The 20355-nt window shown below is 64.1% G+C and carries 22 protein-coding genes; 12 read left to right on the top strand and 10 right to left on the bottom strand.

The features are described from left to right. From NKJ73_RS04085 to NKJ73_RS04075, 3 genes are all read left to right on the top strand, one after another. Nucleotides 1-594, top strand: coding sequence for a prolyl hydroxylase family protein (locus NKJ73_RS04085; protein WP_352568469.1), 594 nt, complete (start codon nucleotides 1-3; stop codon nucleotides 592-594). Nucleotides 595-622: 28 nt separating this feature from the next. After that, complete coding sequence (locus NKJ73_RS04080; protein WP_352568468.1) at nucleotides 623-994, top strand: hypothetical protein; 372 nt, start codon at nucleotides 623-625, stop codon at nucleotides 992-994. 108 nt (nucleotides 995-1102) lie between these two features. Then, nucleotides 1103-1705 (top strand): nucleotidyltransferase family protein, encoded by a 603-nt coding sequence (locus tag NKJ73_RS04075; RefSeq protein WP_352568466.1) that lies wholly within the window; start codon nucleotides 1103-1105, stop codon nucleotides 1703-1705. Between the two features lie 270 nt (nucleotides 1706-1975). On the opposite strand, the gene NKJ73_RS04070 is transcribed toward NKJ73_RS04075, so the two are convergent. Then, the gene (locus tag NKJ73_RS04070; RefSeq protein WP_352568464.1) at nucleotides 1976-2971 is read right to left on the bottom strand and encodes an aldo/keto reductase; all 996 of its coding nucleotides are present in this window, start codon (nucleotides 2969-2971) and stop codon (nucleotides 1976-1978) included. 105 nt (nucleotides 2972-3076) lie between these two features. Here NKJ73_RS04070 and NKJ73_RS04065 point away from each other — a divergent pair, with 105 nt between their 5' ends. The 5 genes from NKJ73_RS04065 to NKJ73_RS04045 all read left to right on the top strand — a co-directional run bounded on the left by NKJ73_RS04065 (nucleotide 3077) and on the right by NKJ73_RS04045 (nucleotide 8097). After that, nucleotides 3077-3967, top strand: a complete 891-nt coding sequence (locus NKJ73_RS04065) for a LysR family transcriptional regulator (RefSeq protein WP_352568462.1) — start codon at nucleotides 3077-3079, stop codon at nucleotides 3965-3967. A 60-nt stretch (nucleotides 3968-4027) separates the two neighbouring features. Beyond that, on the top strand, nucleotides 4028-4606 hold the full coding sequence (locus NKJ73_RS04060; protein WP_352568460.1) for a cytochrome b: 579 nt from the start codon (nucleotides 4028-4030) through the stop codon (nucleotides 4604-4606). 68 nt (nucleotides 4607-4674) lie between these two features. After that, a complete protein-coding gene (locus NKJ73_RS04055; RefSeq protein ID WP_352568458.1) occupies nucleotides 4675-5250 on the top strand; it encodes a YceI family protein in 576 nt (191 codons plus the stop codon). 146 nt (nucleotides 5251-5396) lie between these two features. Continuing rightward, complete coding sequence (locus tag NKJ73_RS04050; RefSeq protein WP_352484691.1) at nucleotides 5397-6383, top strand: Gfo/Idh/MocA family protein; 987 nt, start codon at nucleotides 5397-5399, stop codon at nucleotides 6381-6383. A 55-nt stretch (nucleotides 6384-6438) separates the two neighbouring features. Next, nucleotides 6439-8097 carry an FAD-binding dehydrogenase gene (locus tag NKJ73_RS04045; protein WP_352568456.1) on the top strand — a complete coding sequence of 553 codons (1659 nt, stop codon included), beginning with the start codon at nucleotides 6439-6441 and terminating at the stop codon, nucleotides 8095-8097. 162 nt (nucleotides 8098-8259) lie between these two features. Here NKJ73_RS04045 and NKJ73_RS04040 read toward each other — a convergent pair whose 3' ends face one another. Beyond that, entirely contained in the window at nucleotides 8260-9006 is a 747-nt protein-coding gene (locus NKJ73_RS04040; RefSeq protein ID WP_352568454.1) for a GntR family transcriptional regulator, read from the bottom strand. Nucleotides 9007-9105: 99 nt separating this feature from the next. Here NKJ73_RS04040 and NKJ73_RS04035 point away from each other — a divergent pair, with 99 nt between their 5' ends. The 3 genes from NKJ73_RS04035 (at nucleotide 9106) to NKJ73_RS04025 (ending at nucleotide 10965) form a co-directional block, all read left to right on the top strand. Beyond that, on the top strand, nucleotides 9106-9660 hold the full coding sequence (locus NKJ73_RS04035; protein WP_352568452.1) for an autotransporter: 555 nt from the start codon (nucleotides 9106-9108) through the stop codon (nucleotides 9658-9660). 157 nt (nucleotides 9661-9817) lie between these two features. Then, complete coding sequence (locus NKJ73_RS04030) at nucleotides 9818-10603, top strand: DUF899 domain-containing protein (RefSeq protein ID WP_023677589.1); 786 nt, start codon at nucleotides 9818-9820, stop codon at nucleotides 10601-10603. Nucleotides 10604-10698: 95 nt separating this feature from the next. After that, a complete protein-coding gene (locus tag NKJ73_RS04025; protein WP_352464611.1) occupies nucleotides 10699-10965 on the top strand; it encodes a hypothetical protein in 267 nt (88 codons plus the stop codon). Nucleotides 10966-11011: 46 nt separating this feature from the next. Here NKJ73_RS04025 and NKJ73_RS04020 read toward each other — a convergent pair whose 3' ends face one another. From NKJ73_RS04020 to bcoG, 7 genes are all read right to left on the bottom strand, one after another. Beyond that, nucleotides 11012-11950, bottom strand: a complete 939-nt coding sequence (locus NKJ73_RS04020; RefSeq protein ID WP_352568450.1) for an alpha/beta hydrolase — start codon at nucleotides 11948-11950, stop codon at nucleotides 11012-11014. Nucleotides 11951-12166: 216 nt separating this feature from the next. Beyond that, on the bottom strand, nucleotides 12167-12949 hold the full coding sequence (locus tag NKJ73_RS04015; protein WP_352568448.1) for a carnitinyl-CoA dehydratase: 783 nt from the start codon (nucleotides 12947-12949) through the stop codon (nucleotides 12167-12169). Continuing rightward, nucleotides 12942-15020, bottom strand: a complete 2079-nt coding sequence (locus NKJ73_RS04010; protein WP_352568446.1) for an acetate--CoA ligase family protein — start codon at nucleotides 15018-15020, stop codon at nucleotides 12942-12944. Before NKJ73_RS04010 ends, NKJ73_RS04015 begins: the two co-directional genes overlap by 8 nt. A gap of 64 nt (nucleotides 15021-15084) precedes the next feature. Further along, nucleotides 15085-16248 (bottom strand): acyl-CoA dehydrogenase family protein, encoded by a 1164-nt coding sequence (locus NKJ73_RS04005; RefSeq protein WP_352472541.1) that lies wholly within the window; start codon nucleotides 16246-16248, stop codon nucleotides 15085-15087. A gap of 4 nt (nucleotides 16249-16252) precedes the next feature. Beyond that, a complete protein-coding gene (locus NKJ73_RS04000; protein WP_352568444.1) occupies nucleotides 16253-17326 on the bottom strand; it encodes a carnitine 3-dehydrogenase in 1074 nt (357 codons plus the stop codon). Further along, nucleotides 17323-17952: an HD domain-containing protein gene (locus NKJ73_RS03995; RefSeq protein WP_023677594.1), complete on the bottom strand. Its 630-nt coding sequence runs from the start codon at nucleotides 17950-17952 to the stop codon at nucleotides 17323-17325. The genes NKJ73_RS04000 and NKJ73_RS03995 overlap by 4 nt, the downstream gene beginning before the upstream one ends. Before the next feature lie 31 nt (nucleotides 17953-17983). Beyond that, the gene (bcoG, locus tag NKJ73_RS03990) at nucleotides 17984-18895 is read right to left on the bottom strand and encodes a 3-dehydrocarnitine:acetyl-CoA trimethylamine transferase BcoG (protein ID WP_352568443.1); all 912 of its coding nucleotides are present in this window, start codon (nucleotides 18893-18895) and stop codon (nucleotides 17984-17986) included. Nucleotides 18896-18971: 76 nt separating this feature from the next. Here bcoG and NKJ73_RS03985 point away from each other — a divergent pair, with 76 nt between their 5' ends. Beyond that, nucleotides 18972-19952 carry a GlxA family transcriptional regulator gene (locus NKJ73_RS03985; protein ID WP_352568441.1) on the top strand — a complete coding sequence of 327 codons (981 nt, stop codon included), beginning with the start codon at nucleotides 18972-18974 and terminating at the stop codon, nucleotides 19950-19952. An 86-nt stretch (nucleotides 19953-20038) separates the two neighbouring features. Here NKJ73_RS03985 and NKJ73_RS03980 read toward each other — a convergent pair whose 3' ends face one another. Continuing rightward, the gene (locus NKJ73_RS03980; RefSeq protein ID WP_023680243.1) at nucleotides 20039-20248 is read right to left on the bottom strand and encodes a hypothetical protein; all 210 of its coding nucleotides are present in this window, start codon (nucleotides 20246-20248) and stop codon (nucleotides 20039-20041) included. Nucleotides 20249-20355 lie beyond the last annotated feature (107 nt).

The raw sequence follows: 20355 nt of genomic DNA, 5'->3' as shown, positions 1-20355 counted from the left end.
ATGATGGTTCACACCAGCAAACTCTCCATCACCTGGCTGGCAACTCACATCGGGACGATCGACGGCTTCTTGGATGACCAGGAATGCGCCGATCTGATCGCTGACAGTGAACGGCGCGGTTTCGAGGCGGCCAAGGTGAACAGCTCCGGCGGCGCCACCGTCCTGAAGGAGCTTCGCAATAACGACCGGGTTGTCTTCGATGACGAGGACCTTGCGGATTTGCTCTTCGCACGGGCGCGGCCTCTGCTCTATCGTGGTCTCGGCGACTGGCGCTTGACCGGGCTGAATGAGCGTTTCCGTTTCTATCGCTATGGGCCGGGCCAGAAGTTCGATTGGCACCATGACGGCTATTTCGAGCGCCACGCCTTGGAGCGCAGTCAGTTCACGTTCATGATTTATCTATCAGATGGATTTGAAGGGGGAGGAACCTCGTTTCGCGGCGAGATGCCGGGCTATGCCGGTAGCAGTCTTCTGGTGAAGCCGAAGAAAGGAATGGCACTGGCGTTCTACCATCCGATCGAGCATCGCGGCGACGAGGTGCTGTCGGGGCGCAAGTACGTCATCCGGACGGACGTGATGTACAAGCGCCAATGAAACGCTGTCCGTTCTGCCGCTGAGCTAAATGCACCTGACCCCGCTGGAAGTGTTTTTCGTCAAGGAGTTCTGCCGTTCCGCCGGCGTTTCTCCTGACATGATGCGTGCGCTGAAAGTCAAAGTACGCAGCCGCGATCCTGTAGGATTCATGACCAGAGTCACTCCCTCATCGGTTCCCCCGGAATTGCGCTTTGAGAGTCGAGTGTTCAGTTCGCTTCGGGTAGCGTGCGTTGGACCTGACCAGCTTCTTTGCGGCATGGTGCTGTTCTTCGATGAGATTGAAGGAAAGCTAGATGCGATCGAAGGCTTTGTGTATGGCGAAGAATGGCCGTCAATCGAGGAGCCAGTCTTCTGGTCCGAGACCGACCGAACAATGAGCCTTGGGCGGGAGGGAAACTAGCCTGCAGAAATGGGCGTCACGACGCCCTTTCCGATAATTGCACAACGCATGGCGCGCTGAGGACCTAGAGGGGTTGCCGGCAGGTGACGAATCGCCGTCCAAAGGGCGATGGACCATTTGCGCTATTCAGGGCTGCCCTTTGAGGAACAGCGTGCAGCCTTTCTCGATATCGTCTCGGCCGATCCGCTGATTGGCGAGACGCTGTCGCGAGTGCGGGCGCTTGACCTGCGGGACTGGCTGGTCGTGTCCGGCGCGCTTTACAACAGCGTCTGGAATCACCTGACCGGAAAGCCCTCGGGGTACGGCATCCGGGATGTCGACCTGTTCTATTTCGATGAGAGCGATCTGTCCTATGAAGCCGAGGACACGGTCATCCGCCGGGCGGCGAAGCAGTTCGAAGGACTGACGCTGCCGGTCGAAGTGCGCAACCAGGCGCGGGTGCATCTGTGGTTTGAGGCGCGCTTTGGCGGTTCCTATCCCAGACTGTCGTCGTCCGCCGAGGCGCTGTCCTATTTCGCTTCGAAAACCCATGCGGTCGGCGTTAGATTCGGCACCGATGGGCAACTCGCGCTCGTGGCGCCGTTCGGGCTCGACGACATCTTCTCGTTTCGCGTTACCCCGAACCGTGCACTGGATAATCGGCAGACGCACGAGATGAAGGGCGCGCGTGCCAGGGAGAACTGGCCGGAGATCAGTGTCGTGCCTTGGTAGGAAATGTCGGCGCGAGGCACCCCCCTCTGCCCTGCCGGGCATCTCCCCCTCAAGGGGGGAGATCGGATGTCGCCTCGGCTTTCGCCAATCACCGGCGCCGGAAGGGCGGGCAGGGCGCGGGAACTGCCAATCTCCCCCCTTGAGGGGGAGATGTCCGGCAGGACAGAGGGGGGTGCCTCGCGCCGAGGTCTCACAACGCTTTGCATCGCACCGTATTAGTCAAAAAGGGGTGCCGAAACGCCCCGTTTCGATTACGCCGTCGATTGCCGTTCACCCGTTAACCAGCGCCAGCAGCTCCTCGGTATAGCGCTTGCCGACCACCTTTTCCGGCGACAGGGCGTCGCCGATTGATGCCACCTCGGCCTGGCTCAGCACGATATCGGCTGCCGCCGTATTCTGCTCCAGATGGCGCATTTTTCGCGCACCGGGGATCGGGACAATGAAGTCGCCCTGATGCAGCACCCAGGCGAGCGCCAGCTGCGCCGGCGTCACGCCCTTCCCGGCGGCCATCTTTTCCAGCACGGCGACGACCGCCGCATTGGCCGCCATGGCGTCGGCCTGGAAGCGCGGCAACCCGCGGCGCCAGTCGTCGGCGCCGAGAACATCGGGCTTGGCGATCGTGCCGGTGAGCAGGCCGCGGCCGAGCGGGCTATACGGGACAAAGCCGATGCCGAGCTCGCGGCAGACGGCAAACACTTCCCCCTCCGGATCGCGGCTCCACAGTGAATACTCGCTCTGCACGGCGGCGATCGGGTGCACGGCATGCGCCCGGCGGATGGTCGCCGCACTCGCCTCCGACAGGCCGAGCGCCCGCACCTTGCCCTCGCGCACCAGCTCGGCCATGGCGCCGACCGTATCCTCGATCGGCACGTTGGGGTCGACGCGGTGCTGGTAATAGAGATCGATCACCTCCGTATCCAACCGCTTCAATGACGCTTCGGCCACGGCCTTGACATGCTCCGGGCGGCTATCGACACCGGCCATGCGCTCCATGCCGCTCCCTTCTTCGAGGATCTTGAAGCCGAATTTGGTTGCGATCGTCACCTTGTCGCGCACCGGCTTCAGCGCCTTGCCGACCAGGATCTCGTTCTCGTAAGGGCCATAGACCTCGGCCGTGTCGAAGAAATTGACCCCGATCTCGACGGCATGGCGCAGCGTGGCAATCGCCTCCGCCTCCGGCTGGCCACCATAGGCAAAGCTCATCCCCATGCAGCCGAGGCCGACCGGGTAGACGTCAAGTTTATTGCCAAGCTTGCGGGTTTGCATCACGTGTCTCCTTGTTGTGATGGTTGTGATGCCGCAGAGATAGCGTCTTGCGCCGAGTTCGATAATCGGCTCTCATTTGCACGGGCTGTTCCAAGAAATAGATCAATGAAGCGAACCCATCTTTCACAGCTCGCGGTACTGGCAATGGTCGCCCAATGCGGCAGTTTTCGCGGCGCCGCCAAGGAACTGGCAATCGCGCCATCGGCGGTCAGCCACGCGGTGTCCAGCCTCGAAGCGCGCCTCGGCGTGCGCCTTCTGGCGCGCAGCACGCGCAGCGTCGCTCCGACCGAGGAGGGCGCGCAACTGCTCGAGCGCCTCAGGCCGGCGCTGTCGGAAATCGACCTGGCGCTGGAATCGGCGATTGAGGCGCGCGACCGGCCGGCGGGCAATCTCAGGCTGACGGTGCCGCGAACCGCCGCCCATCTGGCGCTGACGCCAAGGCTCAGCGCCTTTGCTGCTGCCTATCCCGACATCGTGCTGGAGATCGTCATCGAGGACCGCTTCACCGATGTGGTCGAGGGCGGCTTCGATGCCGGTGTGCGACTGGGCGAGAGCCTGCAGCGCGACATGATCGCGGTGCGTATCGGACCAGACCTTCGCGGCGCGGTGGTCGGCGCGCCAGCCTATTTCGAGACCATGCCCAAGCCGCAGCATCCGCGCGATCTCGCCGCTCACCGCTGCATCCGCTTCCGCTTCTCCAGCGGCATTCTCTACCGCTGGGAATTCGAGCAAAACGGCGAGGAGATCGAGATACCGGTGCAAGGGCCGCTGATCCTCGACGAGGACCATCTGATTGCCAACGCCGCAGTCGACGGCGCCGGGCTCGCCTTCGTGTTCGAGGACTATGTCCGCGACGCGCTCGCCGCCGGCAAGCTCGTTCGCGTGCTGGAGGACTGGTGCCCGCGCTTCGACGGCTTCTTCGTCTATTACCCCAGCCGCCGCCAGATGCGGCCGGCGCTCAGGGCCTTTGTCGATTTTTTCAAGGTCGGCGAGTAAGCCAACCCTCCCCACAAGGGAGAGGTGGAAGAAAGCCGACCTGGCATTCGTTCACCGACCATGTCAGCACTGCCCAAAAACCAGACGGCCGGCTACGGCTGGACGGCGATCATCCTTCACTGGCTGATCGCGGCGCTCTTTATCGGCCAGTTCGTGCTCGGCTTCGTCATGGTGCGGCTGTCCAGCCAGCGCACCGCCTTCGAGCTGATCCAGCTGCATAAATCCTTCGGCTTCCTGCTGCTTGGACTGGTCATCCTGCGCATCGCCTGGCGCCTAGGCAGACCGGCCCCGCCGCTGCCGCGCTCGGTCGGGCCTTTCGAGCGCCGTGCGGCGCCGCTGGTCCATCTCGCGCTTTATGCGTTTCAGCTCGCTCTGCCGTTGTCCGGCTGGGCGCTGGTCTCGGTCTCGGTGCTGGAGATCCCGAGCGTGCCGTTCAATCTGTTCGTCATGCCCAATCTGCCGCTCGGTGAATCGGACACGGCAGAAAGCTTCTGGGCAGCGACGCACTGGTATCTCGCCTATGCCGGCATCGGACTTGTCGCTTTGCATCTCGCCGCAGCGCTGCGCCATCATTTCTGGCTGAGGGATACCGTGCTGACGCGCATGATCACGGCTTCGTCACATCACGACAGGGAATAGAGCGGACGGCTCATTCGTTGATGGGGCGAGGACGCAAGAAAGCGTTGCCTGCCAAGAGGACCATTTCCATGTACGCGCGCATCTTCGGATTTGCGGCCGCCGCCGCTTGTTTTGCCATGCCTGTTTTCGCCGCCGTTGCCCTCGGCGACGCGGCCGGCAGCTACATCATCCGCCCGGGGAGTTCCAGCATCCACTTCTCCATCGGCAAGCTCGGCGGCGGCGGGCTCGACGGCGCCTTCGCCCGCTTCAAGGGCAGTATCCTGATCGACAACAGCGATGTCGGCCGGTCCCAGGTCAATTTCACCATCTTCCCCGAAAGCGTCGGTACCGGCCAAAGCCGCATCGATGCCTTTCTTCGCTCGGACGCGGTGTTCGACGCGGCCGACAATCCGGAGATCCAGTTCCGTTCGACCAGCGTCAAACGGACCGGCGACACGTCAGCCCTGGTTACCGGCAGGCTGACGGCGCGCGGCAAGACCTTTCAGGAAAAATTCACCGCCGATCTCGGCGGCCTCAAGGCGGGCACGATAAAATTCCACGTCACCGGCAAGGTGCTGCGGTCGCGCTACGGCATGGATGTCGGCACGCCGATTTATTCCAACGTCGTCGACTTCGACATGACGCTGACCGGCAAGCGGGGATAGTCTTTGCAGGACCGGGGTTCCGCAAGGGCAGCGCCGGCATCCGGACAAGCCGCAGATGATCGCCCTGTTCGCCGCCATGCTCCCGCATTGGCTTTTCCGCCGATTTCAGGCAAACCTCCAGGCCTGCAATCGAGAGGAGAAATCTGATGTTCCGATGGGGTGTTTTGTCGACGGCCAAGATCGGCCGCGAGCAGCTTTTGCCGGCAATCGTCGAGGCGGAGAACGGCGTGCTGTCCGCGATTGCCAGCCGCGATCTGTCGAAAGCGCGGGCGCTGGGCGAACGCTTCGGTGCGCGCCACGCGTTCGGCTCCTATGAGGAGCTGCTCGCCTCCAGCGACATCGACGGCGTCTACATTCCGCTGCCGACCTCGCAGCATGTCGAATGGACGGCCAAGGCGATCGAGGCCGGCAAGCATGTTCTGGTCGAAAAACCGCTGGCGCTCGATGCCAAGGACATTCCGCCGCTGATCAAGCTGCGCGATGCCAGGAAGGTGCTGGTCTGCGAAGCCTTCATGGTCGTCTACCATCCGCAATGGATCAAGGTGCGCGAGCTGATCGCCAACGGCGCCATCGGCCGGCTGCGCCATGTCCAGGGCGCGTTCTCCTATTACAATGTCGACCCCAACAACATGCGCAACAAGCTCGATCTCGGCGGCGGCGCGCTGCCCGACATCGGTGTCTACCCGACAGTGTCGACACGCTTTTCGACCGGCAAGGAGCCGCTGCGCGTCCAGGCGACGATCGAGCGCGACAAGACGTTCGGCACCGACATCTATTCCTCGATCCGCGCCGATTTCGGCGACTTCGAGCTGTCGTTTTACCTGTCGACGCAGATGGCGGCACGCCAGGTGATGGTCTTCCACGGCGAGAAGGGCTTCATCGAGGTGTTCTCACCGTTCAACGCCGGGCTCTACGACCATCACCGCGTCGAGCTGCACAACCAGAACCACAGCGAGGCGCAGGTGTTCCGCTTTCCCGGCACGCAGCAATACCGGCTGGAAGTCGAGGCCTTCGCGCGGGCTGCGCAGGGCGGCAAGGACCGCGTCTTCACTCTGGAAGAATCGGTGCTCAACCAGAAGGTCATCGATGCCATCTTCCGCGCCGGCGAGAAGGAAGGCTGGGAAACAGTCTAGGCCGGCCATGATCCCACAACGGGACCGGTTTTTGGACGAGATCATGGCCAAATAGATGTCCGACGATGCGGATGTGATCATTGTCGGCGCCGGCCTTGCCGGCCTTGTCGCGGCGGCCGAACTGTCTGCGGCCGGCAAGAAGGCCATCATTGTCGAGCAGGAGCCGGAGCAGTCGCTTGGCGGCCAGGCATTCTGGTCGCTCGGCGGCATCTTCCTCGTCGATTCGCCCGAACAACGGCGCATGCGCATCCGCGATTCGTATGAGCTGGCGCTCGAGGACTGGCTGGGCACCGCAGCCTTCGACCGCACGGAAGATCTCTGGCCGCGCCGCTGGGCCGAGGCCTATCTCGGCTTCGCCGCCGGCGAGAAGCGCTCCTGGCTCATGCAGCGCGGCTTGAAATTCTTTCCGGTGGTCGGCTGGGCCGAGCGCGGCGGCGGCAATGCCGTCGGCCACGGCAATTCGGTGCCGCGCTTCCACATCACCTGGGGCACCGGCCCTGGCGTGCTCGAGCCGTTCGTGCAGCGCGTGCGCGAGGCCGAGAAACGCGGGCTGATCCGCTTCAAATTCCGTCACCGGGTCAACGAATTGACGCGGACGGGCGGCGTCGTCGACGGCGTGCGCGGCGACCTATTGGCGGCGAGCGATGCCGAGCGCGGCCGCAAGAGCTCGCGCGAGATCACCGGCGATTTCGAGCTGAAGGCGCAGGCCGTCATCGTCGCCTCCGGCGGCATCGGTGCCAATCACCAGCTGGTCCGGGAGAATTGGCCGAAGCGGATGGGCGCGCCGCCGAAACGCATGATCACTGGCGTTCCCGATCATGTCGACGGCCGCATGCTGGCGATCGCCGAAGCCGCCGGCGGCCGGCTGATCAACCGCGACCGCATGTGGCACTATGTCGAGGGCGTCAGGAACTGGGCACCGATCTGGACCGATCATGCGATCCGCATCCTGCCCGGCCCGTCATCGCTGTGGCTCGATGCGCGCGGCAAGCGCCTGCCGGTCCCGCTCTATCCCGGCTTCGACACGTTGGCCACGCTCAGCCACATCATGAGCACCGGCTTCGATCATTCCTGGTTCATCCTGACCAAAAAGATCATCCAGAAGGAGTTCGCGCTGTCGGGCTCCGAGCAGAACCCCGATCTGACGGGGAAGAGCTGGCGCCAGGTGCTCGGCCGCGCCACCAGCGGCGTGCCCGCGCCGGTCAAGGCGTTCATGGAGAAGGGCGAGGATTTCATCGTCGAGCCTGATTTGCCGGCGCTGGTCGCCCGCATGAACGCAGTGGCCGGCGGCGAGCCGCTGCTCGAACTGGCGCAGGTTGAGCGCGAAATCCGCGCCCGCGACCGGCAGCTCGACAATCCGTTCTCCAAGGACATGCAGATTACTGCGTTGCGCGGCGCGCGAGCCTATCTCGGCGACCGGCTGATCCGCACCGCAAGACCGCACAAGCTGCTCGATCCCGCCAATGGCCCGCTGATTGCCGTCAGGCTCAGCATCCTGACCCGCAAGACGCTCGGTGGGCTGGAGACTGACCTCGACAGCCGCGTGCTGGGCGCCGGCGGCCAACCAGTCGAGGGGCTGTACGCAGCGGGCGAGGCCGCCGGTTTCGGCGGCGGCGGCATGCACGGCTATGCAGCGCTCGAAGGCACGTTTCTTGGCGGCTGCATCTTTTCCGGCCGCAGTGCCGGACGGGCGGCCGCGCGGATTGTGGCATAAAACAAGGCCGGGGACAGCCGTTGCGCCAAGGTGGCGATTGCACCGAATGGCCAACTTCCCTTAGAGCATTTTGCAGCCAAATGGAATCATTTGGCGTCCGCATAAATGCGGCAAGACAGATGGTTAGAGCGGGTTGCCGGTTCCAGGAGAACCGGAACCGCTCTAGGCGAAGGGCTGCAAATTGACGTCTTGAAGCTTGGAACCGGCAAGCAAAGCCTCGAGCACCTGCTTCTTGAGAGACAGGCACTGCGAACGGGCAAGTTTGACGATGGCGGAAACCTCGCCTGCCTCGCAGGCAAGGACCAGCTCCTTTTGCTGGCCGATGATCAACTGGGTGAAGTCGCGGGACTTGAAGCCGAGGTGGAGAACCCGCGCCGACTGGTCGAGTATCTGGTCCAGGAGATGCGCCAGTCGTAAATTTCCCGAGAGCTCCGCAAGGGCCAGACGAAAGGCACGGTCGGCCGCAAGGAATGCGACGTGACTGCGCAACGTCTCCGGCTTCAGCACTTTTTGCGCTGCCAGCCTGACATCCTCGAGCCCGCGCTCGGTCATGTTCGATGCCGCCACCCTGAACACTTCCGGCTCGATCAAGCTGCGGACATCGAAGATCTCGTTGACATCCCGCAGGCTGAGCGTTGCAACGACGTAGCCGCGGCGCGGCTCGCTCCTGACCAGTCCTTCCTGCATCAGGCGGGCCAAGGCCGCGCGGATGGTCGCCTTTTTGATCTGGTATCGATCACCGATCTGTTTCTCCGTCAGCGCTTCGCCGGGGCGCAACACGCAGGCAATGATGTCGTTCCTCAGCTGCTCATATGCCTGTTCCCTGCGAAGGACGTCGGCGGCTGACAGTGCTGTCGCCTCGACCGTGGCCGGCCTCGCCGGTTCGGCGGTCAACTTCGTCGTTTTCATATTCTGTCCGTCTGGCTGTCCCGTTGACGCTGGCATCAGCATTCGCTAGCGTGAGCATCTCAGATTGATAATCTGAGCATCTCAGGGAGGATAACTGATATGCCTTTACCCGCCAACTCGCCCCTCTACGCCGTTGCCGATGATATCGTCAATGCAGCGAAAGGGCCAGATCCCCTCGAAGCGGTAAGGACGGTCCTGGGCGACTACACCAACCGCTTTCACGCATCGGGAACACTCGCTCACGAAGAAGACGACGACGAGGTGCTTCTGCATGCGAGTCCGAACCTGACGATCTATCACATCACTCTGTCGCCCGGCCTGCAGTACCCGCCTCACAACCACCTGATGGATGCCTTGATCGGCATCTACAAGGGCAGCGAGACGAACTTCATCTATCCCGTTGCCGGCAGCGAACTCGATGTTCCCGAAAGGCAGGACATCGCAGCGCCTGCCGTGGTGCACATGGCGTCAAATACCGTTCATGCGGTTGCGAATACGAGCGGTGCGCGATCGGGTGCGCTGCATGTCTACCTCGGCGATCTTACCCGAACCCACCGGCAGCTGTGGAGTCCGGATAGCAACCAGGCCGAGCCGTTTGACAATGACCGCTATCTGGCCGGCGCTCGGCCCATTCAGCAGTCCGGGCACGAATGAGCGCAGGGGCGTCGCCGGCGGCGAAATTGGCCGTGATCAGCGGACCCGTCGGAATCGCGTCACACTTGTCACTCTCGCCAATCCGCTATCGCCCCTATCCTGGCTCACGACCCAACCCGTCGCGCCTGCGGCGACAAACCAACAAGGGAGATGCACAATGACGGCACATCAGAATGGCACAGGCGAGCAGACGACGCGGCTCGCGATGAAGACACCACCGGTCGTTTCGCCTGACGCGTGGGAGGCCGCGCGCCAGCAGTTGCTCGTGAAGGAGAAGACCGTGACCCGGGCTCGCGACGCACTGGCCGCCGAGCGCCGGCGGATGCCGTGGATGGCGGTGGAGAAGACCTATACGTTCGAAGGGCCTGACGGAAAGGTGAGCCTGCTCGACCTGTTCGAGGGCCGCCGTCAACTGATCGTCTACCGCGCTTTCTTCGAGCCCGGCGTATTCGGCTGGCCCGACCACGCTTGCCGCGGCTGCTCGCTGGGGGCGGACCAGGTCGGCAATCTTGCCCATCTGAACGCCCGCGACACCACGCTTGCCTACGCCTCGCGCGCACCGCAGGCCGACATTGCGCGGCTGAAGGCGCGGATGGACTGGAAGATGCCCTGGTACACCATCACCGACAGCTTCGATGCCGACTTCGGCGTTGACGAATGGCACGGCCATAACGTGTTCATCCGCGATGGCGATCGCGTGTTCCGTACCTACTTCATCAACAACCGCGGCGACGAGGCGATGGGGACCGTATGGAGCTATCTCGACCTGTCGCCGCTCGGCCGCCAGGAGGTTTGGGAGGATTCGCCCGAGGGCTATCCGCAGACGCCGACGTACAAGTGGTGGAACTGGCACGACAATTACGGCGCCGAAGCCGTTCCCGACAAAAAGTGGGTCGAGGTGTCGGACGCCGGAGAGGCCGCGTTCCGGAACCGCACCGAATAGAACGTCTTTGGCGTCGCGGAAATGCGGCTAGGGCAAATGGATGGAGCGGGATGCACGGTTCGACCGCATCCCGCTCGCTATGTAGGACTACGGACATGAGCGAGATTCATGCAGGCGGATCCACCGGCGATGCGACCCCGGCCGGCCATAGTGCAGCCGATTGGCTGTCCTTTGCGGCCGCGCCGACCTTCGCAACCATGGCGCTGCTGACGCTTCTCGGCGGCGCGCCGGACATGATGTGCTCGACCGGGCAAGAGGCGTCACCGCTGGGCGGCATGGTCCCGATGTACCTGCTGATGAGCGGCTTTCATTTAGGACCTTGGCTGAAGCAGGTTTCCGGCCGGCGACGCCGCCGCAAATAGAGCTGTACCGGCCGACAAAGGCCCGTTCTGGTCGGGAAGACATCCCTCACCAGATCCACTCGCCCCTTCCCAAAATCGCTACCGCATCGACAATCCGGGTAAAGCTCGAGCGGGCGCGGCCGGCCGCGTGCCTGGCGCGCAAATAGCCATGCACCAGCCCCGGCTCCTCAAGCCACCAGGCGCGCCCGCCCGCGGCAACGATGCGGTCGCGATAGGCTTCGCCGTCCGACGACAGCGGGTCGCATTCAGCGGTGATCACGACGGTGGGCGGCAGATTGGCGAACTCGGCGTCGGCGAGCGGCCACAGAGTGAGATCGCCGGTGCGATCCTCGCCGCCGGTCCTGATGTCCCTGTAGAAAACGAGGTCGCGCGCGGTAAGCATCGGCGCTTCCGCGTGGGTGACGTAGGAACCGGCGGAGCTGTCGCCGCCAAGGCCGGGATAGACCAGGATCTGGCCGATCGGCTTGCGCGCATGGCCGCGCGTTGCGTGGCTGACAGCGGCGGCGAGATTGCCGCCGGCACTGTCGCCGCAGAGCAGGACAGGACGCTCGTAAGTCGCCGCCGCCCATTCGAAGGCGCAGATGGCGTCGTCGAAGGCGGCCGGATGAAGGTGCTCAGGCGCCAGCCGGTAGTCGACCGAAACCACTTCATAGCCGGTGCGGCTGCAAAGCTCGGCGCAGAGGTCGTCATGGCTGTCGAGCCCGCCGAGGATAAAACCGCCGCCATGGAAATAAAGCACCATCGCCGCCGCTTCCGGCGCCGGGGCGCGGTAGACGCGGATCGGAATGTGCCAGGGTGTGGCAATGGCGGTGGTTTCCGCCGTGACGCCTTGGGGATAGCCGGCAAAGAACTCGCGGCACATCCGGTTGTAGATCTGGCGCTGCTCGGCGACGGTGTAGTCGATCGTATCGGGCGGATAATAAGAATTGGTCCGCTCGATGAAGGCCCAGGTCTCGGCGTCGATGAGGGTTTTGTAGTCGGTCATGGGCGCTGAATGGATCGCAATGAATCCGCCTGAACACCCCCCTCTGGCCTGCCGGCCATCTCCCCCTCAAGGGGGGAGATCGGCAGCTTCGGCGAAACCGCCTTTTCTCCGGCGTCGACAATTCGCGAAAGCGATGATGACATCCAATCTCCCCCCTTGAGGGGGAGATGTCCGGCAGGACAGAGGGGGGTGAGCGCCATCATTCCTGCAATACCACTACTTCCCCTTCCACACCGGATCGCGCTTCTCGGCAAAGGCGCGAAAGCCCTCGAGATTGTCCTCCGAGCCGTAGAGTGCGTCAACCGTCGACAGTTGCCGGCGCGTCACCCGGTTCATCGCGTCCTGGAAAGTCAGCGATTCTGCGACCCGGGCCGTCTCCTTGATCGCGGCGAAGACCAGCGGCGGGCCGCTGGCGAGCAGCCGCGCGATCTCCCAGACGCGGTCCTCCAGTCTTTCCTTGGGCAGCACCTCGTTGACCAGCCCCCATCGATGCGCCTCGGCGACATCCATCCAGCGGCCGGTGAGCAGAAGGTCCATGGCGACATGGTAGGGGATACGCTTCGGCAGCTTGATCGTCGCCGCATCGGCAAGCGTGCCGGCGCGGATTTCGGGCAGCGCGAAGGAGGAGTGGTCCGACGCATAGATGAGGTCGCAGGATAGCGCCAGTTCGAAGCCGCCGCCGACCGCCATGCCGTTGACGCAGGCGATCACCGGCTTGTTGAGGTCGCGCAGTTCCTGCAGCCCGCCAAAGCCGCCGACGCCGTAGTCGCCGTCGACCGCGTCGCCGCAGGCCGCGGCCTTCAGGTCCCAGCCGGCGCAGAAGAACTTGTCACCGGCGGTCTTGACGATGGCGACGCGCAAGTCGGGATCGTCGCGAAACGCCTTGAAAGTCTCGCCCATCAGCCGCGACGTCTTCAGGTCGATGGCATTGGCCTTGGGCCGGTCGAGCGTGACTTCGAGGACAGCGCCTTCGCGGCGGGTCGAAATGATTTCAGACATTCTTCTTGTCTCCAAGTACCAGCAGCGCATCGGCGATCCAGGCGCCCTTGCCTTCGGTGCAGACGATCAGCGGATTGATGTCGAGTTCCTCGATCTCGCCGGCGTTTTGCTGCACGAAAGCGGCAATGCCAGATATCGCATCGATTGCCGCTGCAACATCGGCCTTCGGCCGACCGCGATAGCCGTCGAGCAGCGGGAACAGTTTCAGCCCGCGCAAAGCGGCCTCGATATCGTCGCGGGTCGCCGGCAGCATCAGCGTGACGCTGTCGCGCAACAGCTCGACCAGCACGCCGCCGGTGCCGAGCGTCATCACCGCGCCGAACATCGGGTCGCGGGTGAAGCCGACGAGCAGCTCGGCGACGCCGTCGCGCACCATGCGCTCGACATAAAGGCCCGTGCCGAGCGGGCCGAGATCGTGGGCGGCGGTGCTGACGGATTCGGCATCCCTCAAATTGAGCCGGACCGCGTCGAGCTCGGACTTGTGGATGACACCAAGGGCCTTCAGCGCCACCGGGAAGCCGAGCGCCATCGAGGAGATGACAGCTTCGACCGCGTTGCCGGCGCGCTCGCCCTTCGGCACGGGGAGCCCGGCCTCGATGAGCCGCGCCTTCGCCTCGGCCTCGTCCGGCGTGACATGGTCGCCGGCCGGCGCGCCGGACGCCGAAGTGTCGATCGGCTGCGCCTGCGGCTCGCGCCAGGCCCAGCCGATGAAGGCCGCCGCCTGGGCGGCGTCCATGGCTTCGGAGATGCCGAACAGCGGCACCATGCCCCGCGCCATCAGGCCGGCAGTGTATTCCTCGGGCAGGTTCTCCGGCAGCGAGGAGACGATCGCGCCTTGCGCGCTGTTGGTCTTCAGCGCCACTTCGAAGGCGCGCAGCGTCGCCCACCAGTCGGTGTCCGAGCAGCGGTCGGGGCGCGGGAAATCGAGCACCAGCATGTTGAGGTCGAAGCCGCCCGACACCATCGCGGTGAAGGTGGCGGTCATCGCCGGCTCGTTGTTCCAGATGAAGGTGTGGTAGTCGAGCGGGTTGGCCACCGCGACCAGCGGCCCGAGCGTCGATTTGACATGCGCGCGGTGCTCGGGGGTGAGTGGCGGAAACGTCACCCAGCGGTCTTCGGCGCTGTCGGCCATCACCGACGCCTCGCCGCCCGAACAGCTCATCGACGACAGCCGGTAGCCGGGCAGGGGGCCGGTGACGTGCAGCAGCTTGAGCGCCTCGATGAAGGCCGGGATCGAATCGATGCGCGCGATGCCGAGCCGCTTCAGGAAGGCGCCGGACGCTGCGTCCGAGCCGGCCAGCGACGCGGTATGGGAAACGGCCGCCTGCCGCGCCTGCTCGGAGCGGCCGACCTTCATGGCGATGACAGGCTTTTTCAGCTCGCGCGCCCGTGCCGCCAGCCTTTCGAAGCCGGCTACCGAATCGAAAGCCTCGATATGCAAGCCGAGCGCGGTGACACGGTCGTCCTCGATCAGGCCGAGCGCCATTTCGGAAAGCCCGGTCTGCGCCTGGTTGCCGGCGGTCATCAGAAAGGCGATCGGCAGGCCGCGCTTCTGCATCGTCATATTGATGGCGATGTTCGACGACTGGGTGATGATGGCAACGCCGCGACCGTCTTCTGGCAGCCTGATGCCGCCATGCTGGTCGGGCCACAAAAGCGCGCCGTCGGCATAGTTGATGAGCCCGTAGCAGTTCGGCCCGATGATTGGCATTTGGCCCGCCGCCGCGACCAGCTCGGCCTGCAGCCGCTCGCCGTCCTCGTCATAGGCCTCGGTTTCGAGGAAGCCGGCGGCGAAGCAGACCGCACCGCCGGCGCCGCGCTCGGCCAGTGCCTTGACCACTTCGATGGTCAAGTGCCGGTTGACGCCGACGAAAGCGGCATCCGGCGCACCGGGCAATTCGGCCGCCGAGCGATAGGCCTTGCGGCCGGCGACCTCGGCCTTGCTCGGATGCACCGGCCAGATCTCGCCGGCAAAGCCCATCTTGATCGATTGCGCGACGACGGCGGCAGCCTGCGCACCACCGAAGACCGCGATCGTTCGTGGGCGCAAAAGACGTTCAAGTTTGTGCATCGTCATCTTTTCGTTGGAGCATGATCTTTTCCAAAAACCGGTTTCCACTTTTTGGGATCATGCTCTAGCCCCCGAACGGGCGCAGCAGCGCCCGCGAGATGATGTGGCGCTGGATTTCCGAAGTGCCTTCCCAGATGCGCTCGACGCGGGCGTCGCGCCAGATGCGCTCGAGCGGCAAATCGTCCATCAGCCCCATGCCGCCATGGATCTGGATCGCCTCGTCGGCGACAAAGGCGAGCATTTCGGTGGCCTTCAGCTTGGCCATGGCCATGTCCTGGTCGGTGACGGTACCCTGATCGTACTTCCAGCCGGCTTCGAACACCATCAGGTCGGCGGCCTTCAGCTCGGTCGCCATGTCGGCGAGCTTGAACGACACGCCCTGGAACTTGCCGATCGGCTGGCCGAACTGCTGGCGCTGCGCGGCATATTCGATGGCATGGCCAAGCGCCCGCTCGGCACGGCCAAGGCAGGTGGCGCCGACCTGCAGGCGCGTCGCGCCAAGCCATGAATTGGCGACGTCGAAGCCTTTGTGGACCTCGCCCAGAACCTGACTGGCCGGCAACCGGCAATCGTCGAATTCGAGGATGGCGTTGGTGTAGCCGCGATGCGAGACGTTGCGGTAGCCGTCGCGCACGGTGAAACCCTTGGTGCCCTTGTCGACGAAAAAGGCGGTGATCTTCTTGCGTTTTCCACGCGAAGACTCTTCCTCACCCGAGGCCATGAAGACGATGGCGAAATCGGCGAGGTCCGCGTGGCTGATGAAATGCTTGGTGCCGTTCAGCACCCAGTCGTCGCCGTCTTGCACGGCGGTTGCCTTCATGCCGCGCAGATCGGAGCCGGCGCCCGGCTCGGTCATTGCCAGGCAATCCCATTTCTCGCCGCGAATGCAGGGAAACAGATATTTTTCGCGCTGCTCCGGCGTGCCGGCAAGGAGGATGTTCGAAGGCCGCGCCACGCAGGTCCAATGCAGCGCGTAATTGGCGCGGCCGAGTTCCTTTTCATAGAGCAGCCAGGTCACCGTATCGAGCCCGGCGCCGCCGACATCGGCCGGCATGTTGGCGGCATAGAGGCCGGCTTCGATCGCCTTGGCCTTGATCTCCTCGATCAGCTCGCGGCGCAGCACGCCGGTACGCTCTACTTCGCGCTCATGCGGGTAAAGCTCGTTCTCGACGAAGGCCCGCGTCGTCTCGACGATGAGCTTCTGCTCCTCCGAAAGACCAAAATCCATGGTCTCAGCCTTTCTTCCTTTTCTTCGGCTTTTCAGCCTTGGCCTTTTCGGCCGCCTTGGAGGCGGTGGGCTTCTTGGCCGCGAGCTTGGCCAGCTGCCTGGTGTAGTCCTTATGCAGGGCGCCGGCACCCCAGCCTTTGCCTTTGTTCTGCTTCGACAGTGCCTCCATGATGGCGACCAGATTGTCGTCGCGGATCTTTTCGAGCTCGCGGATCGACAGACCGTGCGCCTGGTCGTCCGACTGCGTCGCGATCAGCTCGACCAGCTCATCGTTGAACTCCGGCACGTCCATCAGCTTGGTCCACGGCCATTTCAGGCACGGGCCGAACTGCGCCATGAAGTGGCGCATGCCGGCCTCGCCGCCGGCGACGCGATAGACCTGGAACATGCCCATCTGCGCCCAGCGCAGGCCGAAGCCGTAGCGCATGATGTCGTCGAGCTCCTCGACCGTGCAGATGCCGTCCTTGACCAGCCACAGCGCCTCGCGCCAGGCCGCTTCGAGCAGCCGGTCGCCGACGAACGCTTCGATCTCCTTGCGGATCACCACCGGCTTCATGCCGATCGAGGCATACATCTCCTTGGCGACTTCGATCGCCTCGGGAAAGGTCTGTTCGCCGCCGACGATTTCGACCAGCGGCAGCAGATAGACGGGGTTGAACGGATGGCCGACGACCAGCCGCTCCGGGTGCTTCTTCATCGCCACCTGCATGTCGGTCGGTTTGATGCCGGAGGTGGAGGAGCCGATAATGGCGTTGGCCGGTGCATAAAGGTCGATCTCGGCCAGCACGCGGTGCTTCAGGTCGAGCCGCTCCGGCACGCTTTCCTGGATGAAGTCGGCGTCGGCCACCGCCTCGGCGATCGTCTTGGCGAAGGTAAGCTTGCCCTCTTTCGGCAGGCCGCCGGGCAGCATCTGCTTGTAGGCGCGGCGTGCGCCCTTCATCACCTCGCCGACCTTGCGTGACGCCTCGGGATCGGGATCGAAGATCGACACGTCGATGCCGTTGAGCAGCAGCCGCGCCACCCAGCCGGCGCCGATGACGCCGCCGCCGATCGCGGCCGCCTTGTTGATGATGCTCATGCGGAAGCTCCGGTTCTTGTGCGGGCTGTTGCGGGGTCGGTGAGGGCGACACGCTCGCCGGCACGGATCACGGATGCGTCATAGGCCTTGCGCGCGAACACTTCGAGCACGAAGGGCCGGAAGAAATCGATCGGCAATGTCTCGTAGTCGGGATCGAAGCTCGACTGATCCCAGCGTTCGCAAAACTTATCGCAATCGTCGAAGTAGATGTGCCCGGCGAAACGGTCGCGGGCGTGTGGATTGCCGCCGAGGTGGTGGGCGTAATAGAGGCGCTGGAAATCGCCGTGCTTCTCCACCACCCAGGTGCATTGCTCGCGCACAAAAGGCTTCAGGATCGACGCCGCATACTCGTCGTGGTTATAGGGCGCGTAGATGTCGCCAATATCGTGCAGCAAGGCGCAGGCAATCCAGTCGGTGTCGGCGCCGTCGCGCCAGGCCCGTGTTGCCGCTTGCAGTGAATGGCCGAGCCGGGTGATCTTGTAGCCCGAGAGGCCCGCATCAAGCTGGACGAGCGCGTCGAGCAGCCGCTCGCCGGTCTTTGCCGCATAGTCGATCTCGTGCTCGGTGAGGAAGGCATAGTCCTCGCGGTCGCCGTCCTTCATGGCGGTGAATTTCACGGTCTTCATCGGCGGCTCCTCCCAACCGGCTACCGGCTTTTCAAAGCGGTGCCCGCTTCGTCAGGTTCAGCTTCTTGCGGACTTCTTCCGGGCCGATGACCCTGGCGCCCATATTCGACACGATGCTGACCGCCCGCTCGACCAGCTGCGCATTGGTCGCCAGCACGCCCTTGTCGAGCCAGAGATTATCCTCCAGTCCGACGCGGACATTGCCGCCAGCCAGCACCGCGGCCGCGACATAGGCCATCTGGTTGCGGCCAATGGCAAAGGCCGACCAGTTCCAGGTCGACGGTACATTGTTGACCATGGCCATGAAGGTGTTGAGGTCGTCCGGCGCGCCCCACGGCACGCCCATGCACAATTGCACCAGCGCGTCCGGCTTCAGCACTTCTTCCTCGACCAATTGCTTGGCGAACCACAGATGCCCGGTGTCGAAGGCCTCGATCTCCGGCTTGACGCCGAGCGCCGTCATCATGCCGCCCATGGCACGCAGCATGCCGGGCGTATTGGTCATGACATAATCGGCCTCGGCGAAATTCATGGTGCCGCAATCGAGCGTGCAGATTTCCGGCAGGCACTGGCTCACATGTTCCATGCGGTTGCTCGCGCCGCCCATGTCCGTGCCTTTTTCGTTCAGCGGCAGCGGCTTCTCCGGCGGGCCGAATACCATGTCACCCCCCATGCCGGCGGTCAGGTTCAGCACCACGTCGACGTCCGCCGCGCGGATGCGCTCGGTTACTTCGCGATAGAGATGCACGTCGCGCCTAGGCTTGCCGGTCTCGGGATCGCGCACATGGCAGTGCACGATTGCAGCACCTGCCTTTGCCGCCTCGATAGCCGAATCGGCGATCTCTCTGGGCGAGCGCGGCACATGCGGGCTGCGGTCCTGCGAACCGCCGGACCCGGTCACGGCACAGGTAATGAAAACCTCACGGTTCATCGCTAACGGCATCGGACTCTCTCCCAATAGAACGTAGGGCAAGAATGCCTGACTTGCCGGAAACTGTTTTGCGTTTTACGAAGATCGTGTGACCAAAAACGAAAAACCGACGATCTTTCGGGCCGAGCGTTTGCCGCTCAAGGTAACGCTGCTGGTATTCGCCGGCTCGTCGATCATGTGCGTCGCGTCGGCCGTCGATCCGTTGCGCGCCGCCAACCGCATTGCCGGTGAGACGCTGTTCGATTTCAGGCTGGTCTCGGTGACAGGCGAGGCGCCGGTCACCACATGCGGCCTGCCGGTGGCGGTCAGCGGCCGCTTCGATGCGGCTGACACAACCGATATGCTGGTCGTCGTCGCCGGCTTCGGCACGCAGAACTACGCCACATCGGCCCTGCTGTCCGGACTGCGCCGGGCGGCGCGCGCGGCACGCGCCTGCGGCGGCGTCGAGGCCGGCACCTGGCTGGTTGCCCGCGCGGGTCTGCTGGAGGGGCGCAGCGCCACCACCCACTGGGAGGACATGGAGGATTTCTCGTCGGCCTTTCCCGGCGTCGACGTGCGCCCCGACCGCTACGTCATCGATGGCCCGGTGTTCACCACCGGCGGCGCCTCGCCGACCTTCGACCTGATGCTGCATCTGATCCGCACGCGGCTCGGCATGGCCGTGGCGCTCGATGTCGCGAGCGTCTTCATCTACGACCAGGCGCGCGCCGCGACGGACGCGCAACCGCTGGTCTCGCTCGGCCGTCTCGACGGCTACGATCCCAGGCTGGCGCAAGCCATCCGGCTGATGGAAGCGCATGTCGACCAGCCGCTGACTGTCGCCGCCGTGGCAAAGCGCGCCGGGGTGACGGCACGGACGCTGGAAAGCATCTTTCGCAAGTCGATCGGCGAAACGCCCGGCGCTTATTACCTCAGGCTGCGCCTCGGCGCCGCGCGCCGGCTGGTGGTCGACACGCGCATCGCCATGGCGGACATTGCCGGGCGAACGGGGTTTTCGTCCGCCGCGGCATTTTCCAGAGCGTTTTCAAGAGCGTTCGGCGAAGCGCCGGTCAGGCTGCGTCGGGGATAATGCATGTCGCCCAAAAGCCTGGCCACGGGCTTGACCCGAGGGTGCGGAGCGGTTTTGGGATAACGACATGCATAGACAAAGGTAGATCAGGCAGCGTCCTGGCGGTCGCTGCTGCCGTCGATCTGCGAGCGCATCTGTCTCGCAAGATGGGTCTCGAAGCGGCTGGCGACCGCGCGATCCCATTCGTTTGCACTCAGCGCACCTTGTTTCGGGTGCGGCAGCGCCATCAGCCGGTCGATGATCGATCCAGCCTCGCCAGATGAGAGCAGGGCGTCGATTTCGCGTTCGTGCTGCATATCGTTTCGCCTCCTTCTTTCTGAATCCCGCCACGAACCACACTATAGGAGGTTCGTGACGGCTGTTTGAAGGCAAGAGCGAGGCGATTGATGGGCGATGCCGGGCA

It is taken from the genome of Mesorhizobium sp. M0074 (genome assembly GCF_040322975.1).
Taxonomy (GTDB): domain Bacteria; phylum Pseudomonadota; class Alphaproteobacteria; order Rhizobiales; family Rhizobiaceae; genus Mesorhizobium.
The sequence above is the reverse complement of the archived record's forward strand: the minus strand, read 5'-3'. Positions and strand labels throughout refer to the sequence as shown.

Excerpts from the sequence above, each read along its gene's own strand:
- NKJ73_RS04085 (WP_352568469.1), top strand. The coding sequence starts at position 1 with ATGATGGTTCACACCAGCAAACTCTCCATCACCTGGCTGGCAACTCAC.
- NKJ73_RS04080 (WP_352568468.1), top strand. The coding sequence starts at position 623 with ATGCACCTGACCCCGCTGGAAGTGTTTTTCGTCAAGGAGTTCTGCCGT.
- NKJ73_RS04075 (WP_352568466.1), top strand. The coding sequence starts at position 1,103 with ATGGACCATTTGCGCTATTCAGGGCTGCCCTTTGAGGAACAGCGTGCA.
- NKJ73_RS04070 (WP_352568464.1), bottom strand. The coding sequence starts at position 2,971 with ATGCAAACCCGCAAGCTTGGCAATAAACTTGACGTCTACCCGGTCGGC.
- NKJ73_RS04065 (WP_352568462.1), top strand. The coding sequence starts at position 3,077 with ATGAAGCGAACCCATCTTTCACAGCTCGCGGTACTGGCAATGGTCGCC.
- NKJ73_RS04060 (WP_352568460.1), top strand. The coding sequence starts at position 4,028 with ATGTCAGCACTGCCCAAAAACCAGACGGCCGGCTACGGCTGGACGGCG.
- NKJ73_RS04055 (WP_352568458.1), top strand. The coding sequence starts at position 4,675 with ATGTACGCGCGCATCTTCGGATTTGCGGCCGCCGCCGCTTGTTTTGCC.
- NKJ73_RS04050 (WP_352484691.1), top strand. The coding sequence starts at position 5,397 with ATGTTCCGATGGGGTGTTTTGTCGACGGCCAAGATCGGCCGCGAGCAG.
- NKJ73_RS04045 (WP_352568456.1), top strand. The coding sequence starts at position 6,439 with ATGTCCGACGATGCGGATGTGATCATTGTCGGCGCCGGCCTTGCCGGC.
- NKJ73_RS04040 (WP_352568454.1), bottom strand. The coding sequence starts at position 9,006 with ATGAAAACGACGAAGTTGACCGCCGAACCGGCGAGGCCGGCCACGGTC.
- NKJ73_RS04035 (WP_352568452.1), top strand. The coding sequence starts at position 9,106 with ATGCCTTTACCCGCCAACTCGCCCCTCTACGCCGTTGCCGATGATATC.
- NKJ73_RS04030 (WP_023677589.1), top strand. The coding sequence starts at position 9,818 with ATGACGGCACATCAGAATGGCACAGGCGAGCAGACGACGCGGCTCGCG.
- NKJ73_RS04025 (WP_352464611.1), top strand. The coding sequence starts at position 10,699 with ATGAGCGAGATTCATGCAGGCGGATCCACCGGCGATGCGACCCCGGCC.
- NKJ73_RS04020 (WP_352568450.1), bottom strand. The coding sequence starts at position 11,950 with ATGACCGACTACAAAACCCTCATCGACGCCGAGACCTGGGCCTTCATC.
- NKJ73_RS04015 (WP_352568448.1), bottom strand. The coding sequence starts at position 12,949 with ATGTCTGAAATCATTTCGACCCGCCGCGAAGGCGCTGTCCTCGAAGTC.
- NKJ73_RS04010 (WP_352568446.1), bottom strand. The coding sequence starts at position 15,020 with ATGCACAAACTTGAACGTCTTTTGCGCCCACGAACGATCGCGGTCTTC.
- NKJ73_RS04005 (WP_352472541.1), bottom strand. The coding sequence starts at position 16,248 with ATGGATTTTGGTCTTTCGGAGGAGCAGAAGCTCATCGTCGAGACGACG.
- NKJ73_RS04000 (WP_352568444.1), bottom strand. The coding sequence starts at position 17,326 with ATGAGCATCATCAACAAGGCGGCCGCGATCGGCGGCGGCGTCATCGGC.
- NKJ73_RS03995 (WP_023677594.1), bottom strand. The coding sequence starts at position 17,952 with ATGAAGACCGTGAAATTCACCGCCATGAAGGACGGCGACCGCGAGGAC.
- bcoG (WP_352568443.1), bottom strand. The coding sequence starts at position 18,895 with ATGCCGTTAGCGATGAACCGTGAGGTTTTCATTACCTGTGCCGTGACC.
- NKJ73_RS03980 (WP_023680243.1), bottom strand. The coding sequence starts at position 20,248 with ATGCAGCACGAACGCGAAATCGACGCCCTGCTCTCATCTGGCGAGGCT.